At 60.1% G+C, this 13,525-nt stretch carries 16 protein-coding genes and 1 tRNA gene; 10 read left to right on the top strand and 7 right to left on the bottom strand.

Annotation, left to right across the window (positions count from 1 at the left end; translation table 11 throughout):
* Positions 1 to 18: 18 nt before the first annotated feature.
* Together WH87_RS14750 and WH87_RS14745 are read right to left on the bottom strand one after the other, a co-directional pair.
* Positions 19 to 219 (bottom strand): twin transmembrane helix small protein, encoded by a 201-nt coding sequence (locus WH87_RS14750; RefSeq protein ID WP_046140814.1) that lies wholly within the window; start codon positions 217 to 219, stop codon positions 19 to 21.
* Between the two features lie 20 nt (positions 220 to 239).
* Positions 240 to 1,130, bottom strand: a complete 891-nt coding sequence (locus WH87_RS14745) for a LysR family transcriptional regulator (protein WP_046140878.1) — start codon at positions 1,128 to 1,130, stop codon at positions 240 to 242.
* Positions 1,131 to 1,217: 87 nt separating this feature from the next.
* Here WH87_RS14745 and WH87_RS14740 point away from each other — a divergent pair, with 87 nt between their 5' ends.
* Positions 1,218 to 2,162 carry an NAD-dependent epimerase/dehydratase family protein gene (locus tag WH87_RS14740; protein ID WP_046140815.1) on the top strand — a complete coding sequence of 315 codons (945 nt, stop codon included), beginning with the start codon at positions 1,218 to 1,220 and terminating at the stop codon, positions 2,160 to 2,162.
* A gap of 48 nt (positions 2,163 to 2,210) precedes the next feature.
* Here WH87_RS14740 and WH87_RS14735 read toward each other — a convergent pair whose 3' ends face one another.
* Positions 2,211 to 3,569: an MATE family efflux transporter gene (locus WH87_RS14735; protein ID WP_046140816.1), complete on the bottom strand. Its 1,359-nt coding sequence runs from the start codon at positions 3,567 to 3,569 to the stop codon at positions 2,211 to 2,213.
* A 304-nt stretch (positions 3,570 to 3,873) separates the two neighbouring features.
* On the opposite strand from WH87_RS14735, the gene WH87_RS14730 reads away from it, so the two are divergent.
* The 9 genes from WH87_RS14730 (at position 3,874) to WH87_RS14690 (ending at position 10,085) form a co-directional block, all read left to right on the top strand.
* The gene (locus WH87_RS14730) at positions 3,874 to 4,596 is read left to right on the top strand and encodes an AzlC family ABC transporter permease (protein WP_046140879.1); all 723 of its coding nucleotides are present in this window, start codon (positions 3,874 to 3,876) and stop codon (positions 4,594 to 4,596) included.
* Positions 4,586 to 4,894, top strand: coding sequence for an AzlD family protein (locus WH87_RS14725; RefSeq protein ID WP_046140880.1), 309 nt, complete (start codon positions 4,586 to 4,588; stop codon positions 4,892 to 4,894). Before WH87_RS14730 ends, WH87_RS14725 begins: the two co-directional genes overlap by 11 nt.
* Before the next feature lie 57 nt (positions 4,895 to 4,951).
* A tRNA-Leu gene (locus WH87_RS14720) sits at positions 4,952 to 5,035 on the top strand.
* Positions 5,036 to 5,159: 124 nt separating this feature from the next.
* Positions 5,160 to 5,543 carry a hypothetical protein gene (locus tag WH87_RS14715; protein WP_156458249.1) on the top strand — a complete coding sequence of 128 codons (384 nt, stop codon included), beginning with the start codon at positions 5,160 to 5,162 and terminating at the stop codon, positions 5,541 to 5,543.
* Between the two features lie 49 nt (positions 5,544 to 5,592).
* Positions 5,593 to 6,117 carry a YcnI family copper-binding membrane protein gene (locus tag WH87_RS14710; protein ID WP_046140818.1) on the top strand — a complete coding sequence of 175 codons (525 nt, stop codon included), beginning with the start codon at positions 5,593 to 5,595 and terminating at the stop codon, positions 6,115 to 6,117.
* Between the two features lie 56 nt (positions 6,118 to 6,173).
* Entirely contained in the window at positions 6,174 to 7,769 is a 1,596-nt protein-coding gene (locus WH87_RS14705) for a copper resistance CopC/CopD family protein (protein WP_046140819.1), read from the top strand.
* Positions 7,770 to 7,907: 138 nt separating this feature from the next.
* Entirely contained in the window at positions 7,908 to 8,588 is a 681-nt protein-coding gene (locus WH87_RS14700) for an outer membrane protein (protein ID WP_052726668.1), read from the top strand.
* A 65-nt stretch (positions 8,589 to 8,653) separates the two neighbouring features.
* The gene (locus WH87_RS14695) at positions 8,654 to 9,487 is read left to right on the top strand and encodes a DUF72 domain-containing protein (RefSeq protein ID WP_046140820.1); all 834 of its coding nucleotides are present in this window, start codon (positions 8,654 to 8,656) and stop codon (positions 9,485 to 9,487) included.
* Positions 9,488 to 9,566: 79 nt separating this feature from the next.
* Entirely contained in the window at positions 9,567 to 10,085 is a 519-nt protein-coding gene (locus tag WH87_RS14690; protein ID WP_046140821.1) for a disulfide bond formation protein B, read from the top strand.
* On the opposite strand, the gene WH87_RS14685 is transcribed toward WH87_RS14690, so the two are convergent.
* The 4 genes from WH87_RS14685 to WH87_RS14670 form a co-directional block, all read right to left on the bottom strand.
* Positions 10,082 to 10,639: an HNH endonuclease gene (locus WH87_RS14685; RefSeq protein WP_046140822.1), complete on the bottom strand. Its 558-nt coding sequence runs from the start codon at positions 10,637 to 10,639 to the stop codon at positions 10,082 to 10,084. The two genes, WH87_RS14690 and WH87_RS14685, sit on opposite strands and share 4 nt — an antisense overlap.
* Positions 10,640 to 10,729: 90 nt before the next feature.
* A complete protein-coding gene (locus WH87_RS14680; RefSeq protein WP_052726669.1) occupies positions 10,730 to 11,392 on the bottom strand; it encodes an alpha/beta hydrolase in 663 nt (220 codons plus the stop codon).
* A 107-nt stretch (positions 11,393 to 11,499) separates the two neighbouring features.
* Positions 11,500 to 12,306, bottom strand: coding sequence for an outer membrane protein (locus WH87_RS14675; protein WP_046140823.1), 807 nt, complete (start codon positions 12,304 to 12,306; stop codon positions 11,500 to 11,502).
* Positions 12,307 to 12,430: 124 nt separating this feature from the next.
* Complete coding sequence (locus WH87_RS14670; RefSeq protein WP_046140824.1) at positions 12,431 to 13,516, bottom strand: helix-turn-helix transcriptional regulator; 1,086 nt, start codon at positions 13,514 to 13,516, stop codon at positions 12,431 to 12,433.
* Positions 13,517 to 13,525 lie beyond the last annotated feature (9 nt).

The raw sequence follows: 13,525 nt of genomic DNA, 5'->3' as shown, positions 1-13,525 counted from the left end.
CCGAGACGGTGCGTCAGTTTAGCCGCGATTGCCGCCAAAAAGGAACAGTGCAGCCAGCAACAGCACCAACGCCACGGCCTGGCCGATAACACGCAAGCGCATCAACTGCTGGCTTTTGTTGCCCGGACCAGCGCGCAGCATGTTCCAGAGCCCCATGCCCAGAACGACGACGACGAAAAGCAGCGTGAGTGCGATGGCGATGTTGAGAAGGGTCTGCATGATAACCTACCGAAAACGAACTAGCCCTTGATATAGGAAACGAGACCGTCTGCCAGTGCGTCATAGATGGCACGTATCCGGTGCGAGGTGAACAATTCCCTGTGCGTGGTCAGCCACACAGGCAGTGGTGGAATAGCCAGATCGAGCGGCAAGGCCACCATGCCGGGGGTTTCCGCGATCAGGCTGGCTTGACCAAAACCAATGCCCAGCCCGGCCTTGAGCAATTCCCACATATGGGTCTGATCGTCCGTGCGCAGGATGAAATCTTCACGACGCAATGGGAAACCCATCGATTGGGCGTGGGCGATGATCAGGTCGGAACGATCAAGCCCGATCAGATCGTGCCCGGCGAGGTCTGCTACAGTCTGCGGTGTGCCGCGCCGCGCCAAATAGCGTTCATGGGCGGTGGGCAGGATGGGGATGTCACCAAGATGGCGGGTGACCAGTTCGAGCTGGGTGGGGCGAAACATGCGGATGGCAATATCGGCCTCGCGCAGCAGCAGATTTTCCGAGGAATCGGTTGGGACGATCTCCAGCGCAATGGCAGGGTATCGTTCACGGATCGGCAAGAGGAGCCGTGGAAGCACATAGTTGGAGGTGACGGCGCTGGCCGTGATCCGCACTGTGCCGCCAAAGTCGAGCTGTGCGCCCTCGGCGAGAATGGCGGCCTCGGCCAGCGACGCCTGTGCCTGGGCGACCGGCTCGTAAATGCGCAGGGCCGACACATTGGGCTTAAGCCCGCTGAGCGTGCGCTCGAACAGCGTCAGCCCGAGATCGGCTTCCAGCGTTTCGATATGTCTGCCTACAGTCGGCTGGCTGATGCCCAGCTCGCGCGCTGCGGCCGAAAGCGAGCCATTGGCCACCACGGCAGAAAAGCTTCGCCACAAGGCCCAATCTGGCTCTCTATTCATAATCGAATGGACACCCTGCATGTTTGGCCGATGTCATTACGATAATGAATGGATGACTGTGTGTCCATCAGCGAATGGAGAGGGTCGATGAGCAAGGGTAAGGTCACAGTTCTAGGCATTAACGGCAATATCGGGCGACATGCCGCAGCGGCATTCGTCGCCGCCGGTTTCACGGTCAAAGGCTTTGGCCGCACCGACCGCTACAAACTTCCCGGCGTCAGTTTCGTTGCCGGCGATGCGCTCAGTCTCGACGATATCAAGGCCGCCATTGCCGATGCCGATATTGTCGTCAACGCGTTGAACCTACCCTATGACGCCTGGGATAAGGGCCGCGCCGAGGCCCTCTTGGCGACCGTGATTGCGGCCATGGGCGACAGTGGCAAGACGCTGATGTTCCCCGGCAATATCTACAACTACGCCGCGACCGACCGCTTCATCACGCCCCAAACCCCACAGCGTCCACAGACGCCGCGCGGCGCCATTCGCGTGCGGCAGGAGGAAATGCTGGCCGCTGCTTCAAAGGCAGGGCGCTTCCAGACCATCATCATCCGGGCGGGTGACTTCTATGCGCCGCACAATGGCGGGGACTGGTATGCGCTCGCCATCATGAGTGAGGTCGCTAAGAACAAGATTTATCATATGGCCAACCTCGACGTGGGCCATGCCTGGGCTTATTTGCCCGATCTTGGACGGGCCTTTGCCGCCGTGGCCGAACAGCGTCGGGCTCTGGGGGCGTTCGAGACATTCCACTTCGCAGGCCACTATGAGACGCAGGGCGCACTGATGGCGGCGATCCAGGCGGTCTCGCCCCGTCCGCTCAAGGCAGCAGCGCTGCCATGGATTTTCCTGCAGGCTATGGGTCTGGCCAACGGCGTCATTCGCGAGATCGTCAAGATGCGCTATCTTTGGAACAATCCGATGGAACTGGTCGATCCGCGCCTCGACGACCTGTTGGGTCCAGACTTCGCCACGCCGTTTGCTGATGCGGTGGCCGAAACGGTGCGACCTTATCTGGTGCAGAAAGGCGCGTAGCCCAGAGGCGGTGTCATCCCCTGATGGGGATGACACGGATTGGACTGGTTAGACCAGCGCGACGATCTTCTTCTTTTTCCAGACGAACTGGTACCAGCACCCCTGCAACACCAGCATCATGGTGAAGCTGGCGGCGTAGGCGACCCAGATGCCGGTGAGGCCAAGGCTGGTCTGGCTCAACACCACGGCGCCGGGCAGTTCGATCAGCAGGATGCAGGCCAGCGACAGCACCATTGGCGCATAGACTGTACCGCTCGAGCGCATGATGCCCGAGAACACGACGCTCCAGCCAAAGCAGATGATCGACCACAACACCACGTGCAGCAGCGTTTCGGTGAGCGCAATGACCGACGGATCGGTGATGAACAGCGCCACCAAATGCTCACTGAAGAGATAGGCCAGCAGCACGAGACCACCGGTGATAATGCCGTTGAGAATCAGCGCTGTGCGGGTAATCGCGCCCAGATTGCCGGCCTGACCGGCACCAATGGCCTGCGCCCCGAAGATCGAAGCGGCAATGCCGATCGACATGGCGGGGAACTGCACATAGCTCATCACCTGCCCCAGCGCGCCATAGGCGGCCGTCGCGTCGGAACCGAAGCGATTGACCAGGCCGATGATCACGATGCCAGAGATGGACGAAATGACCATTTGAAGTCCCGCCGGGACGCCCAGCTTGAGGATCAGGCCCAGAAGCTTGAAATCCGGCTTCATCATCGCGCCAAGCAAGACAGCGTCGGGGGCCAGCGGCATCTTGCGAGCGCGCATGTAGACGAAGAGGAAGATCAGCACCGACACAAAGCCCGCAATGAACGCCCAGGCGGCAGCATTGACGCCGAGCTGGGGCAGGCCGAACCAGCCCAGGATCAGGGCAGGAGTCACCAGCATGGACACGCAGAGCGACAGGATCAGCGAAAACAGCGGGGTTACCGTGTCGCCCACGCCGCGCAGGACCGAGGTCACCACGAGGAACACGAAAAAGCCGGGCATGCCGATCAAAACGATGCGGGCATAGCCGACGGAAAGCTCGCGAATATTATCCGGTGCGCCGAGCACGGCCAGCAATTGTTCGGTGAAGGTGCCGCCGATAATGGCAACGATCACGCCCAGCACAATGGTGGTGATCAGCGTGGTGCCTGCCACCTGCTTGACCTTGACCACATTGCGCGCGCCCCAGGCCTGCCCGATCAGCACGGTCGAGCCCGCCGAAAGCCCGATGATAAAGCTCATCAGGAAGAACATGATGGGGAAGAAGGTGGCGGTAGCGGCTAGCGCCTCAACGCCGATCAACTGGCCAATATAGACCGAGTTCACGGTGCCCGAGAGCGCCTGAAGGATGTTGGAGGCCATCAACGGCACGAGGAAGATCATGAACCGCTGCCAGAGCGGTGAAGATTGGGGGTTCATAAGAGAACGCTCCAGAAAGACTTGACCCAAGGAATGCACATCACATTTCGGGCTCCAAACGCAGCCTTCCGAGCAATAGTTCAGGAAAGTGCGGGGGCCTCGAAACACCCTAAGACCGGGTGCTGCATGGACGAGCGCTGGAGGTAGGGAACTGACACAGCGAAATGTCTACGCCTGCCTCACAAAAGCGTCAACGCCACTTTGGTTGCCCATCACGCGCCAGAATAGTTGGCATCAATACTTTCCATCACAGAGCTGACGATTCCTCATGCGCCCCAATCATTCCCCGGCTATTGATTCTGGCATGAGTATCGCGAACGCCCCCATCACCACCTTTTCAGATCAGTTTTATGCTGGTGCCCGCGCCTGCATTCCCGTCATCATTTCTGTTGCCGCCTATGGGGTGGTCTGGGGCGTGTTGGCGCGTGGCGCTGGCCTCAGCGTGCTCGAAGTCATTTTGATGAGTGGGCTGGTGTTCGCCGGGTCTGCACAGTTTGTGGCGCTGGATCTCTGGAGCCCGATTCCTTCGGCCCTGCCGATCGGTCCCCTGATTCTGGCCGCGCTCATCGTCAACCTGCGCTATCTACTGCTGACGGCGACACTGCGACCTTTGTTTGGGCCGCACGAGCAGGCCAAGGGCGCTTTGATCATGGGCATTGTCTCGGACGAAACCTGGGCCATGACTGTCGCGGAAATGGCTAAGGGACGCGGCACGGTGGCGTTTCTGCTGGGCGGCGGTGTCCTTGCCTATACCTGCTGGATGGCGACGACGGTCGCGGGGCATTTGCTGGGATCGTTCATTGATGATCCGACCCGTTATGGTCTCGACTTTGCCTTCACCGCCACGTTCCTGGCGCTGTTGCTGGGCCTGTGGAAGGGCAAGAGCGATCTCATTCCGTGGCTTGTGGCGGCGGTTGTCGCCGTCATCTCCGCCAAACTCATTCCGGGCAGCTGGTACATTCTGATCGGCGGCATTGTCGGCAGTCTTGCAGGCGCCGTTGCAGAAAGGCTGCGCCATGCTGACTAGTCCAGAAGCCCTCATTGCCATTTTGGGCATGGCGCTGGTGACTTTCGCGGTCAAGGCTGGCGGCCTCTTGCTGGCCAATCGCCTGCCGCGCGAAGGCTTTGCGGCGTCCTGGCTGCGTCATATTCCCGGTGCTGTCATGGCCTCGCTGGTGGCGCCCGCTCTGGTCACCGGTAGCGCGGCCGAAGCCATTGCTGCGGCAGTGACCGGCGTGGTGTTTTTCGCCACCCGGAACCTCCTCGCCGCCATGGCCGCGGGTGTGTTGACGGTTTTCTTGGCACGAATGGCACTCGGGGTGTGATCTGGCGCTACGGTGGTGTTGCGGAGCAACGCGACCTGCGCTAGAGACTTTTCCCGTGCCCCTCTGGCGGAATGGTAGACGCAGAGGACTCAAAATCCTCCGCTGCGAGGCGTGCCGGTTCGAGTCCGGCGGGGGGCACCACTTTTCCAAACATCTGTAGCTGATCGGCTTTGGGGCGACCCGGAGCCATTGGCCTGTGACATTGGCGACCTTGTCGGCGTAACCAACGTCCCGCTATATGTGGCGCGCGTACAAGGGGGCCGGTATGCCGTTCCGCAGACGGAACATCGCCAGAGAATTAGTCACCGCAATTGCGGTGCTGGGCATTTATGTCCTGGTTCTGCTCGCGCCTTTGCATCAGGCAGCCGGTCTGCAACGCAGCCTCAATGAGCTCGGTTTTGCTGCCCTCGACAACTGGTCCATCTGCGCGCAGATCGCTCAAAGCGATGACGCCGGCAAGCCGGACGTCGTCAAATGCGCCGTCGCGGGCATTGGCAAAAACGAGATGGCGCCGCTTGAACCGGTGGCTCTCGATGCTGCCGTGGTTCTCGTCGCGGCGACTGTCCACTATTCCGATGCGCCGATCATTGAGCGCTCGACGCTCTATCAATTATCGGGGCAACCACGCGCGCCCCCAGTTCTGGTCTGACCTTTATGCGGCCTAGCCGCATCTCAGACCTCAATGACTGGAATAGACAATGAACACCCTGTTTTCGCGCGGCGCTCTTGCTGCCCTCGCTCTGCTCGCCTTTGCTTCCCCGTCCTTCGCGCACGTTACTCTCGAGACGGCCTCGGCCAAGATCGGTTCGACCTATAAGGCTGTTGTCCGCGTGCCCCATGGCTGCGGCACTGAAGCCACCAATGTGGTGCGGGTGCAGATCCCTGAGGGTTTCTACAACGTAAAGCCCATGCCTCACGCGGGCTGGATGCTGGAAACTGTCACCGGGGCCTATAGCGGCAGCTATGACAATCACGGCACGACCGTCACCGATGGCGTTCAGGAAATCATCTGGTCGGGCGGCAATCTGCCGAACGAATTCTACGACGAGTTCGTTTTCCGTGGCACTTTTGCCGGCATCCTGCAGCCGGGCGCGTTCTATTTCCCCGTGGTACAGGAATGCGCCAGCGGCGAAGAGGCGTGGATCGACATCTCCGGCGACGCCAATGCCGAAATGCCCGCGCCAAGCGTTGAGCTGCTTCCGGCGGATGCCGCTGGCCACTAATGGCGATTGGGGACGCAGCGCGCTGCGTCCCTTCCACTCATGTCAAGGAGAACGGGATGTACCCGCTCGCCCTTTTGCGGCTCCTGCTCTGCACGCTGCTGCTTGCCTGCGCGCCTCAACAGGCGTGGGCCCATGCCCAGTTGTTCGCCACATCGCCTGTTGAAGGCGCAGTCCTCGATGGCGCGCCAAACGTCGTGTCGCTGGAGTTCAACGAGCCCGTCACGCCGCTCGCTGTCAAACTCATTGGTGCTGATGGCACGGCGTTGGACGTGCTCGATCAGACTTCGGGCGGTGCGAGTGTCGTCGTCTCATTGCCTGAGACAATCGGCGAGGGCACGCAGGTCCTCAGCTGGCGGGTCGTCTCGACAGACGGTCACCCCATCGGTGGCTCGCTGGTTTTTTCCATCGGGCACGCAACCGGTTCGGCCGACCTGATCCCGGCAAGCGATCCGACGGTTATCTGGCTGCTCTGGGCCAGTAAGGCGCTGTTCTTTGTCGCTCTGTTGGTCGGTGTCGGTGGCGCGGTGTTCCGCTCTATAGCTGACGTGCCGCGACAGGCTCGGCGGGTATCGGTGGGCCTCTCCATTGTGGGCGTTCTGCTTGTTCCGGCGACCCTTGGCCTCCAGGGGCTCGACGCCTTGGGGCTGACACTCAGCTCGCTCTTTGATTCTAATGTGTGGCGCGCCGGATGGTCGACGAGCTATGGCGCGACGGCCTTTGTCGCGGGACTGGCCTTCGCCGTGTCGCTTCCAGCCTTGCTGCTCCGCTCGGGGCGGAATGTCAGTATCGTAGGTCTCGCAGCTGGCGCACTCGCTGCGCTGTCCCTTTCGTTAAGTGGTCACGCCAGTGCGGCAGAGCCACAATGGTTAACGCGACCGGCCGTGTTCCTGCACATCACCGGCATTCTGATCTGGATCGGCGCATTGTTGCCGCTCTGGATATTGCTGCGAGAGAAGAGCGATATTTCAGATCGGGCATTGGCCAGTTTCTCGCGCGTCATCCCTTTTGCCGTCGCGCCGCTGATGCTGTCAGGTCTGGTTCTCGCTGGCATCCAGATGGGCGCGCCGGGGCCGCAATGGCTTTCGCCCTACGGTTTCATCCTTGGTGCCAAACTCACTCTGTTGATCGCGCCCTTCGCGCTCGCCTTGGCAAATCGCCTCTGGCTCACCAGGCCTGCACTGGCGGGCGAGACACGCGCCCGGCTTGGACTGCGCCGGTCGATTGCCACCGAGGCCTTGATAGTGCTCGTCATTCTCGGGCTGGTCGCAGGGTGGCGTTTCACCCCGCCGCCGCGCGCATTGGCAGAGATTTCCGAGCCTGTTGTCACCGCAGAACCCATCATGACCCATCTGATGGACGACACCATGATGGCCATGGTCACCATCTCGCCGGGCAGTGCGGGCCCGGTGCGGCTCGACATAACCCTGACCGATTTTGACGGCGAGGAGGTTGCTGCGCAATCGATGACTGTGACGCTCTCCGCGCCCGATCTCGGCATTGAGCCCTTCAAACGCGAGGCCGTTCAGACGGACGACGGATGGCTGATCGACGCCATCACCATCCCTCTTGCGGGTGCCTGGCTGATCGATATGGACGTTCGCGTCAGTCGGTTTTTACTCAAAAAATTGCGCGGCGAGGAGCTCATTCCTTGAATCTACAGGTAGATTCAGCGAGCCCCCAAAATCGTGATCAGCTGCCATGCAAAAGGACATGGCGTTAACCTTGTTCCTTTCCGACCTATTAATTCATTCAGTCGCATTTTGCGGTCAATTCGACTGAAGAGGTTTACCATGAAGCGTTTCGCTTTGCTGATTTCCGCCGCGGTGCTGTCTGCAACTCCGGCTTTTGCTGCTGATCTGAACTGGAACAGCGGTGGCAATGGTGCGAGCACCATTTACTCGTCCACGCCCGCAACCGACTGGACCGGCTTCTATGCCGGTGTGAACGGTGGCTACGCCTGGGGAACCCAGACCAATCAGCCTAATGCGGCACCACGCACCGAGACCAACAGCAATGGCTGGCAGGTTGGCGGTCAGGCTGGTTACAACGTTGATCTCGGCGGCCTCGTAATCGGCGGTGAAGCCGATCTGCAGTGGGCAAATGTTGGCGTGGAACACGACATCGCCAACGGCACGAGCAAGACCGGTATTGACCTCTATGGTACCATCCGCGGCCGTGCTGGTGCGACCTTCGGCCAGGTTATGCCCTACGTGACCGCAGGTTTTGCTGCTGGCCGTGGTTCGGTTACCAACTCGACCACCGTCAACAACGTCAGCTCCAAGACCTCTGAGGCTCAGACCCATCTCGGCTGGACCGCTGGCCTGGGCATCGAAGCCAAGGCGACCGACAACATCACCGTTAAGGCGGAATACATGTATGTCGACCTCGGCACCCAGAACTACGCGCTTGCTGGCGGCGACGTCACTCAGCGCTTCAGCGTCATCCGCGCTGGCGTGAACTACAAGTTCTAGTCTTCTGATCTAGAACATTGCCAACCCATGCCGCAGCGGGCAATGCTGCGGCGTGGGAGTTTGCTATGACTGATATTGGCACCGTGCGCACCGGAACCGCTGGCTGGGTTTATGAGCCCTGGCGCGGTACGTTCTTTCCCGAGGGACTGGTGCAGAAAAAAGAGCTGGCGTATGCCAGCTCGCGTCTCGGCACCATCGAAATCAACGCCACATTCCGCGCCAACCAGAAGCCCGAAAGCTTTGCCAAATGGGCTGGCGAGGCGCGCGACGGCTTTGTGTTTTCGATCAAGGGTCCTCAATTGGTGACCCACATCAAGCGGCTCAAAAACTGCGAGATCGAACTCGCCAATTTTTTCGCCTCCGGCCCCCTGGCGCTGGGCACCAAGCTCGGTCCGTTTGTCTGGCAATTGCCGCCCAATATTTCATACGATCGAGATGTTCTTAAGACCTTCCTTGGCTTGCTGCCGCGGACTGCAGAGGCCTATGTGGCGTTGGCGAGCAAGGCCGACGAACGTCTGAAATCGACGCCCTTCCTTGACGCGAGCGGCGTTGGCCCCATTCGTCACGCCATCGAAACGCGCAATGCCAGCTTCGATGTTCCCCAAGTCCGCGACCTATTGGCCGAACACAATGTGGCGCAGGTTATCGCTGACACGGTCGACAATCCCTCGCGCGCGCTGACCGCCGATTTCGCCTATTGCCGCCTGCAGGGACCAGCGCGTCCGGATGCAGCTGGTTATGAGCCCGCCGACATCGCCGACTGGGCCGGCACAGCAAAAGGTTGGAGCGGGGCAGGGCGCGACGTGTTCGCCTATTTCGTCCATGAGGACAAATTGCACGCACCCGACAATGCCATTGCGCTGCGCAAGTCGCTGGGCATTGCGCTCCCGGGCGATTGATCAAATTGGCGTGTGGGCTGGAAAAATCCGCAATTGGCCACTAACCAACCCGCATCACAGCGTCACGAAAGACCCTCTAATGGCATCCTCGATTTTTCATCCGCTCGACAAGAAATCGGCTGGTCTGGCATTCCTTATCGGCCTCGTCGCCATTCTGGGTGCTTTGAGCTCGCAGGTGTTCGGTGGCCTTGTGCCATGCGAGCTCTGCCTTGAGCAGCGCCTCGCCTATTATTACGGCCTGCCGCTTCTGGCGCTGGTGTTGATCCTGTGGAACCGCCTGCCGCTCAATGTCTGGTATGTGGCCATGATCATCGTGGCCGCAATCTTCGTCTGGGGCACCTATATGGGCGCGTTCCATGCGGGCGTTGAATGGGGCTTCTGGCCTGGGCCGACCGCCTGCACCGGCGTTGGCGATTCGATGGACTTCTCTCAGCTTAACAGCATGCGGCCCGTCATCGGTTGTGACGTGGTGCAGTTCCGCCTGTTCGGCATCTCTCTTGCTGGCTACAACGCTCTGGCAGGCCTTGCCATTGTCGCGCTGCTGATCATCTCGATTGCGGCGCAACTGCGCCACAATCGGAAGCCTGTCGCCGCCTAAGGCTCAAGCTCGATATCCCAGTAGAGATAATCCAGCCAGCTTTGGTGCAAATGGTTGGGCGGAAACGCCCGACCATTATTGTGCAGATCATGCACCGTCGGGTGGTATGGCGCCTGGTGCGGGAACATTCGGATTTCGCTGGGCATGCGATTGGCCTTGCGCAGATTGCAGGGCGCGCAGGCTGCCACCACATTTTCCCAGGTGGTCTGCCCACCCTTTGAGCGCGGAATAACGTGATCGAAGGTCAGATCGTCCGTGGATCCGCAATACTGGCACTGGAAATGGTCCCGCAGGAACACGTTAAAGCGTGTGAATGCAGGGTGTCGCGCGGGCTTGATGTAGTCCTTGAGCGACACCACGCTGGGCAGGCGCATCTCGAAGCTGGGCGAGTGGATCACCGTGTCGTAGAGCGACACGATATTGACGCGGTCCAGGCACACAGCCTTGATCGCGTCCTGCCAAGACCAGAGCGAGAGCGGGTAATAGCTGAGAGGCCGGAAATCGGCGTTCAGCACAAGTGCGGGACAGGCCTCAGGCGACACGTGGATGGTCACTAGAGTCTCCCGGATCGGGAATCGAGTAAGTCCATAGCGCCTTTATACTAAGCCCTTTGTGTCAGGGCTGTGAAGCGGGGCGCTACGTCTTTATTTCGTGATCAATCCGGCGATGAAATCTGTCGCAAAAGTCAGGCCATCTGCGGCAATGCTGTGCGAAGTGCCTGTACTGACATGATATTTCACGTCGTAGCCGGCTTTTGTAAGCACGTCGTGGGCCTCGGCGCTGAGCTCTGGGGCAACCACATCGTCCATGTCGCCATGCACGAGACACACCGGGGTCTTTTTGTGATCGGGTGCGTCGAAGTTTTCCGGCGGCAGCAATGCCCCTGAAAAAGCGATAATGCCCATCAGCGGCGTATCCAGCGACAGCCCCACATGCAACGCCATCATCGCGCCCTGGCTGAAGCCGGCAAGGATCGTGTTCTCAGGTGTGATGCCGGTTTGCGCCCACATGTCGCTCAGGAACTGGGTGAGGATCGGGCGCGCATTGACAACGCCGGTCTGGCGGCTGGCCAGCCGGTCACCCGCAAAATCGATCTCGAACCACTGATAGCCGGAGGCAAAACCATCGCACTGTGTTGGCCCATCTGGCGCCACAAACAGCGCATCTGGCAGTGTGCCCTGCCAATAGGGTGCCAGCCCGATCAGGTCATTGCCATCGCTGCCATAACCATGCAGCAGCACCACGGCTTGCGTTGGAGGCTTGCCCGATTTGGGCGGGAGCATGGGGCCGGAGAGTTTGATCGACACTTGAGCTGCACCTCAGCAGATTGTGGAGGACCTGCGAGCTAGCACACTTGTTCCGCATTGCCAAAGAAAGGGCCCGGGGTGGAGGTCGATCCCCGGGCTAAGTTCAGTCAGAAATGATAATTGAGGCTGGCCTTGATCTGGTGAATGCCGGCGCCAAAGGTCGAGCCACCGCCGCCACCGAGCAACCCGCCAACGCCAGGCGCAGGCGCTGACAGATCGGGCAAGGCGACATAGGCATATTCTGCGCCGATCGAGACATTGTCAGCGATCATGGTTTCGGCGCCAAAGCCGAAGGTCGTCCCAACCAGAACCTGTGACGCATTCGAGCTGCCGGGGAGATCAATGCCGGGTTGAATGCCGATTACGTTGTTGGGGTCTTCAATGGTCAGGCGGGATGTAGCCTCAATGGATGCATCGGCCAGCACTATGCCGCCCTTGAGAGTGAAGAGCCAGTTGCCATGAGCCAGCCCGAGCCGACCAACCAGGCTGCTGTACCAGTTGATGTCATACTCCGTCCGTTCGGTCGAATTGAGTGAAACGGTGTTGCCGGCGTCCGTAAAGCTGGCCGACAGATCGGAGCTGTTGGTCTTGCCGAGTTGACCGAGACCGACATTGCCCTCCACACCGAAGACAAGGTTATTGTGTTGATAATTGTAACCTGCGGTGGCCCCGCCGAAGACACCGTCAATTCGGCCAGTGGATGACGCAAGGGAACCGTCGAGCGCGGTCCCGCCGATAGTAATACTGGCAGGCCCGATGGAACTACCCGACGAGCCGTCGCTATCAAGGCCATAACCACCAAAAATGCCGGCGTAAAAGCCGGACCAGTCGGTGTTTTCCTGCGCTACGGCGCTCCCACCCAACGCCAGAACGCTCACCAATCCACCCACCAGCCCCAGAAACTTCAGTCGCACATTTCTTCTCCCGATTTGCCTGGGGAGCAGGTTCTGGCAAGCGCGTGACGCGCACATCCTTCATATGATGGAGACGTGATAGATGCGATGCCCGATTGTGGTTTGCGAGCCACACCGTTTAAAGTCAGGGCGCTGGATAGCCGCTGATACCCTTGAGCAGCGCAATCAGTTGCCCTTGCTGGCTAGTGCCCGTCTTGCGGAAAACCTGTGCCAAATGGGTGCGCACGGTGGATACGGCGACGCCGCGCTGGCCGGCTATATCGGTCAATGTTTTTCCGGCGGTCAGATCGGTGGCGATGGCCGCTTCGGCAACGGTCAGGTCGAACAGTCCGCGCAAAACGGCGTCCGGTGGCAGATTGCCGTCCACGGAATAGCCTGTTACCGCGACCATGGCGGCGCCCTGGTTGAAGATGTCAGTGGCGGCGCGGTAGAGAGGGATAACGTGCACCACGATCGCGCGAGCGCCGTCATCGAGGTGCATCGGGAAAGAACGTGTTGGTGGGGTCTGCGTATAACCGGGCGTAGGCATCGCGGCCTGCAATAGTTTATCGGCGTGACGGTCCTTGGCTGAAAGGCGCCCGAATGCGGCAGGGCGCAGCACGTGGCTAAGCTGGTCAAACAGCGCATTGGTGGACATCACCACCCCGGAAGCTGTCACCACGCAGGCGGGCACACCCATAGCGTTCATCGCGGCCACGTTGGCTTCAGCGCGCTGCAATTGCAGCCTTGTGGCTATCACCCCTGCGCGGGCCAGATGGGGCCGCAGGACGTCGAGATTGGCCAGTTCGGCCTTGCTGAAGTCCGGAAGGCCCCGGTTGCGCTCAAATGTGAACAGCGCCATTTCGCCTTCAGGCATGTCGATGATGGTGGCGATCTGCCAGTCTGCGCCGATCTTTTCCATATTGGCGTGATAGGGATTGCCCGAGTTTCGCTCATCGTCACGGAAGAAGTCGGCGCGCTCGATAAAGCCTGGATATTTGAGCTTGCGTAGCCGGTGGGCTGGCGGATTTTTGTACCAGAAGGGAGTTTGGGAAAAACTCTCGAGTGTATCGAGGACGTTGGGGGTCGCGGTGAACAGGGGGGGCAGCCGGTCGTCGATGATCAGGATGGCCCCCGAGTTCGCGGCAGCGGTCTCGGCGATCTCTCCGAGAACCTTGGGCCAGAGTTCGGGCACGAAAGCCGCTTCATAGATACGATCCAGAACGCTCATGCGTTCAAT

The organism is Devosia epidermidihirudinis (assembly GCF_000971295.1).
In the GTDB taxonomy this organism is placed as follows: domain Bacteria; phylum Pseudomonadota; class Alphaproteobacteria; order Rhizobiales; family Devosiaceae; genus Devosia; species Devosia epidermidihirudinis.
This window is presented reverse-complemented; position numbering and strand designations above follow the sequence as displayed.

Bases quoted from the DNA above. Each gene is read 5' to 3' on its own strand.
- WH87_RS14700 (WP_052726668.1), top strand. From the start codon at position 7,908: ATGAAGCGTTTCGCTTTGCTGATTTCCGCCGCGGTGCTGTCTGCAACT.
- WH87_RS14750 (WP_046140814.1), bottom strand. From the start codon at position 219: ATGCAGACCCTTCTCAACATCGCCATCGCACTCACGCTGCTTTTCGTC.
- WH87_RS14735 (WP_046140816.1), bottom strand. From the start codon at position 3,569: ATGAACCCCCAATCTTCACCGCTCTGGCAGCGGTTCATGATCTTCCTC.
- WH87_RS14670 (WP_046140824.1), bottom strand. From the start codon at position 13,516: ATGAGCGTTCTGGATCGTATCTATGAAGCGGCTTTCGTGCCCGAACTC.
- WH87_RS14745 (WP_046140878.1), bottom strand. From the start codon at position 1,130: ATGAATAGAGAGCCAGATTGGGCCTTGTGGCGAAGCTTTTCTGCCGTG.
- WH87_RS14705 (WP_046140819.1), top strand. From the start codon at position 6,174: ATGTACCCGCTCGCCCTTTTGCGGCTCCTGCTCTGCACGCTGCTGCTT.
- WH87_RS14725 (WP_046140880.1), top strand. From the start codon at position 4,586: ATGCTGACTAGTCCAGAAGCCCTCATTGCCATTTTGGGCATGGCGCTG.
- WH87_RS14710 (WP_046140818.1), top strand. From the start codon at position 5,593: ATGAACACCCTGTTTTCGCGCGGCGCTCTTGCTGCCCTCGCTCTGCTC.
- WH87_RS14690 (WP_046140821.1), top strand. From the start codon at position 9,567: ATGGCATCCTCGATTTTTCATCCGCTCGACAAGAAATCGGCTGGTCTG.
- WH87_RS14695 (WP_046140820.1), top strand. From the start codon at position 8,654: ATGACTGATATTGGCACCGTGCGCACCGGAACCGCTGGCTGGGTTTAT.
- WH87_RS14730 (WP_046140879.1), top strand. From the start codon at position 3,874: ATGAGTATCGCGAACGCCCCCATCACCACCTTTTCAGATCAGTTTTAT.
- WH87_RS14740 (WP_046140815.1), top strand. From the start codon at position 1,218: ATGAGCAAGGGTAAGGTCACAGTTCTAGGCATTAACGGCAATATCGGG.
- WH87_RS14715 (WP_156458249.1), top strand. From the start codon at position 5,160: ATGCCGTTCCGCAGACGGAACATCGCCAGAGAATTAGTCACCGCAATT.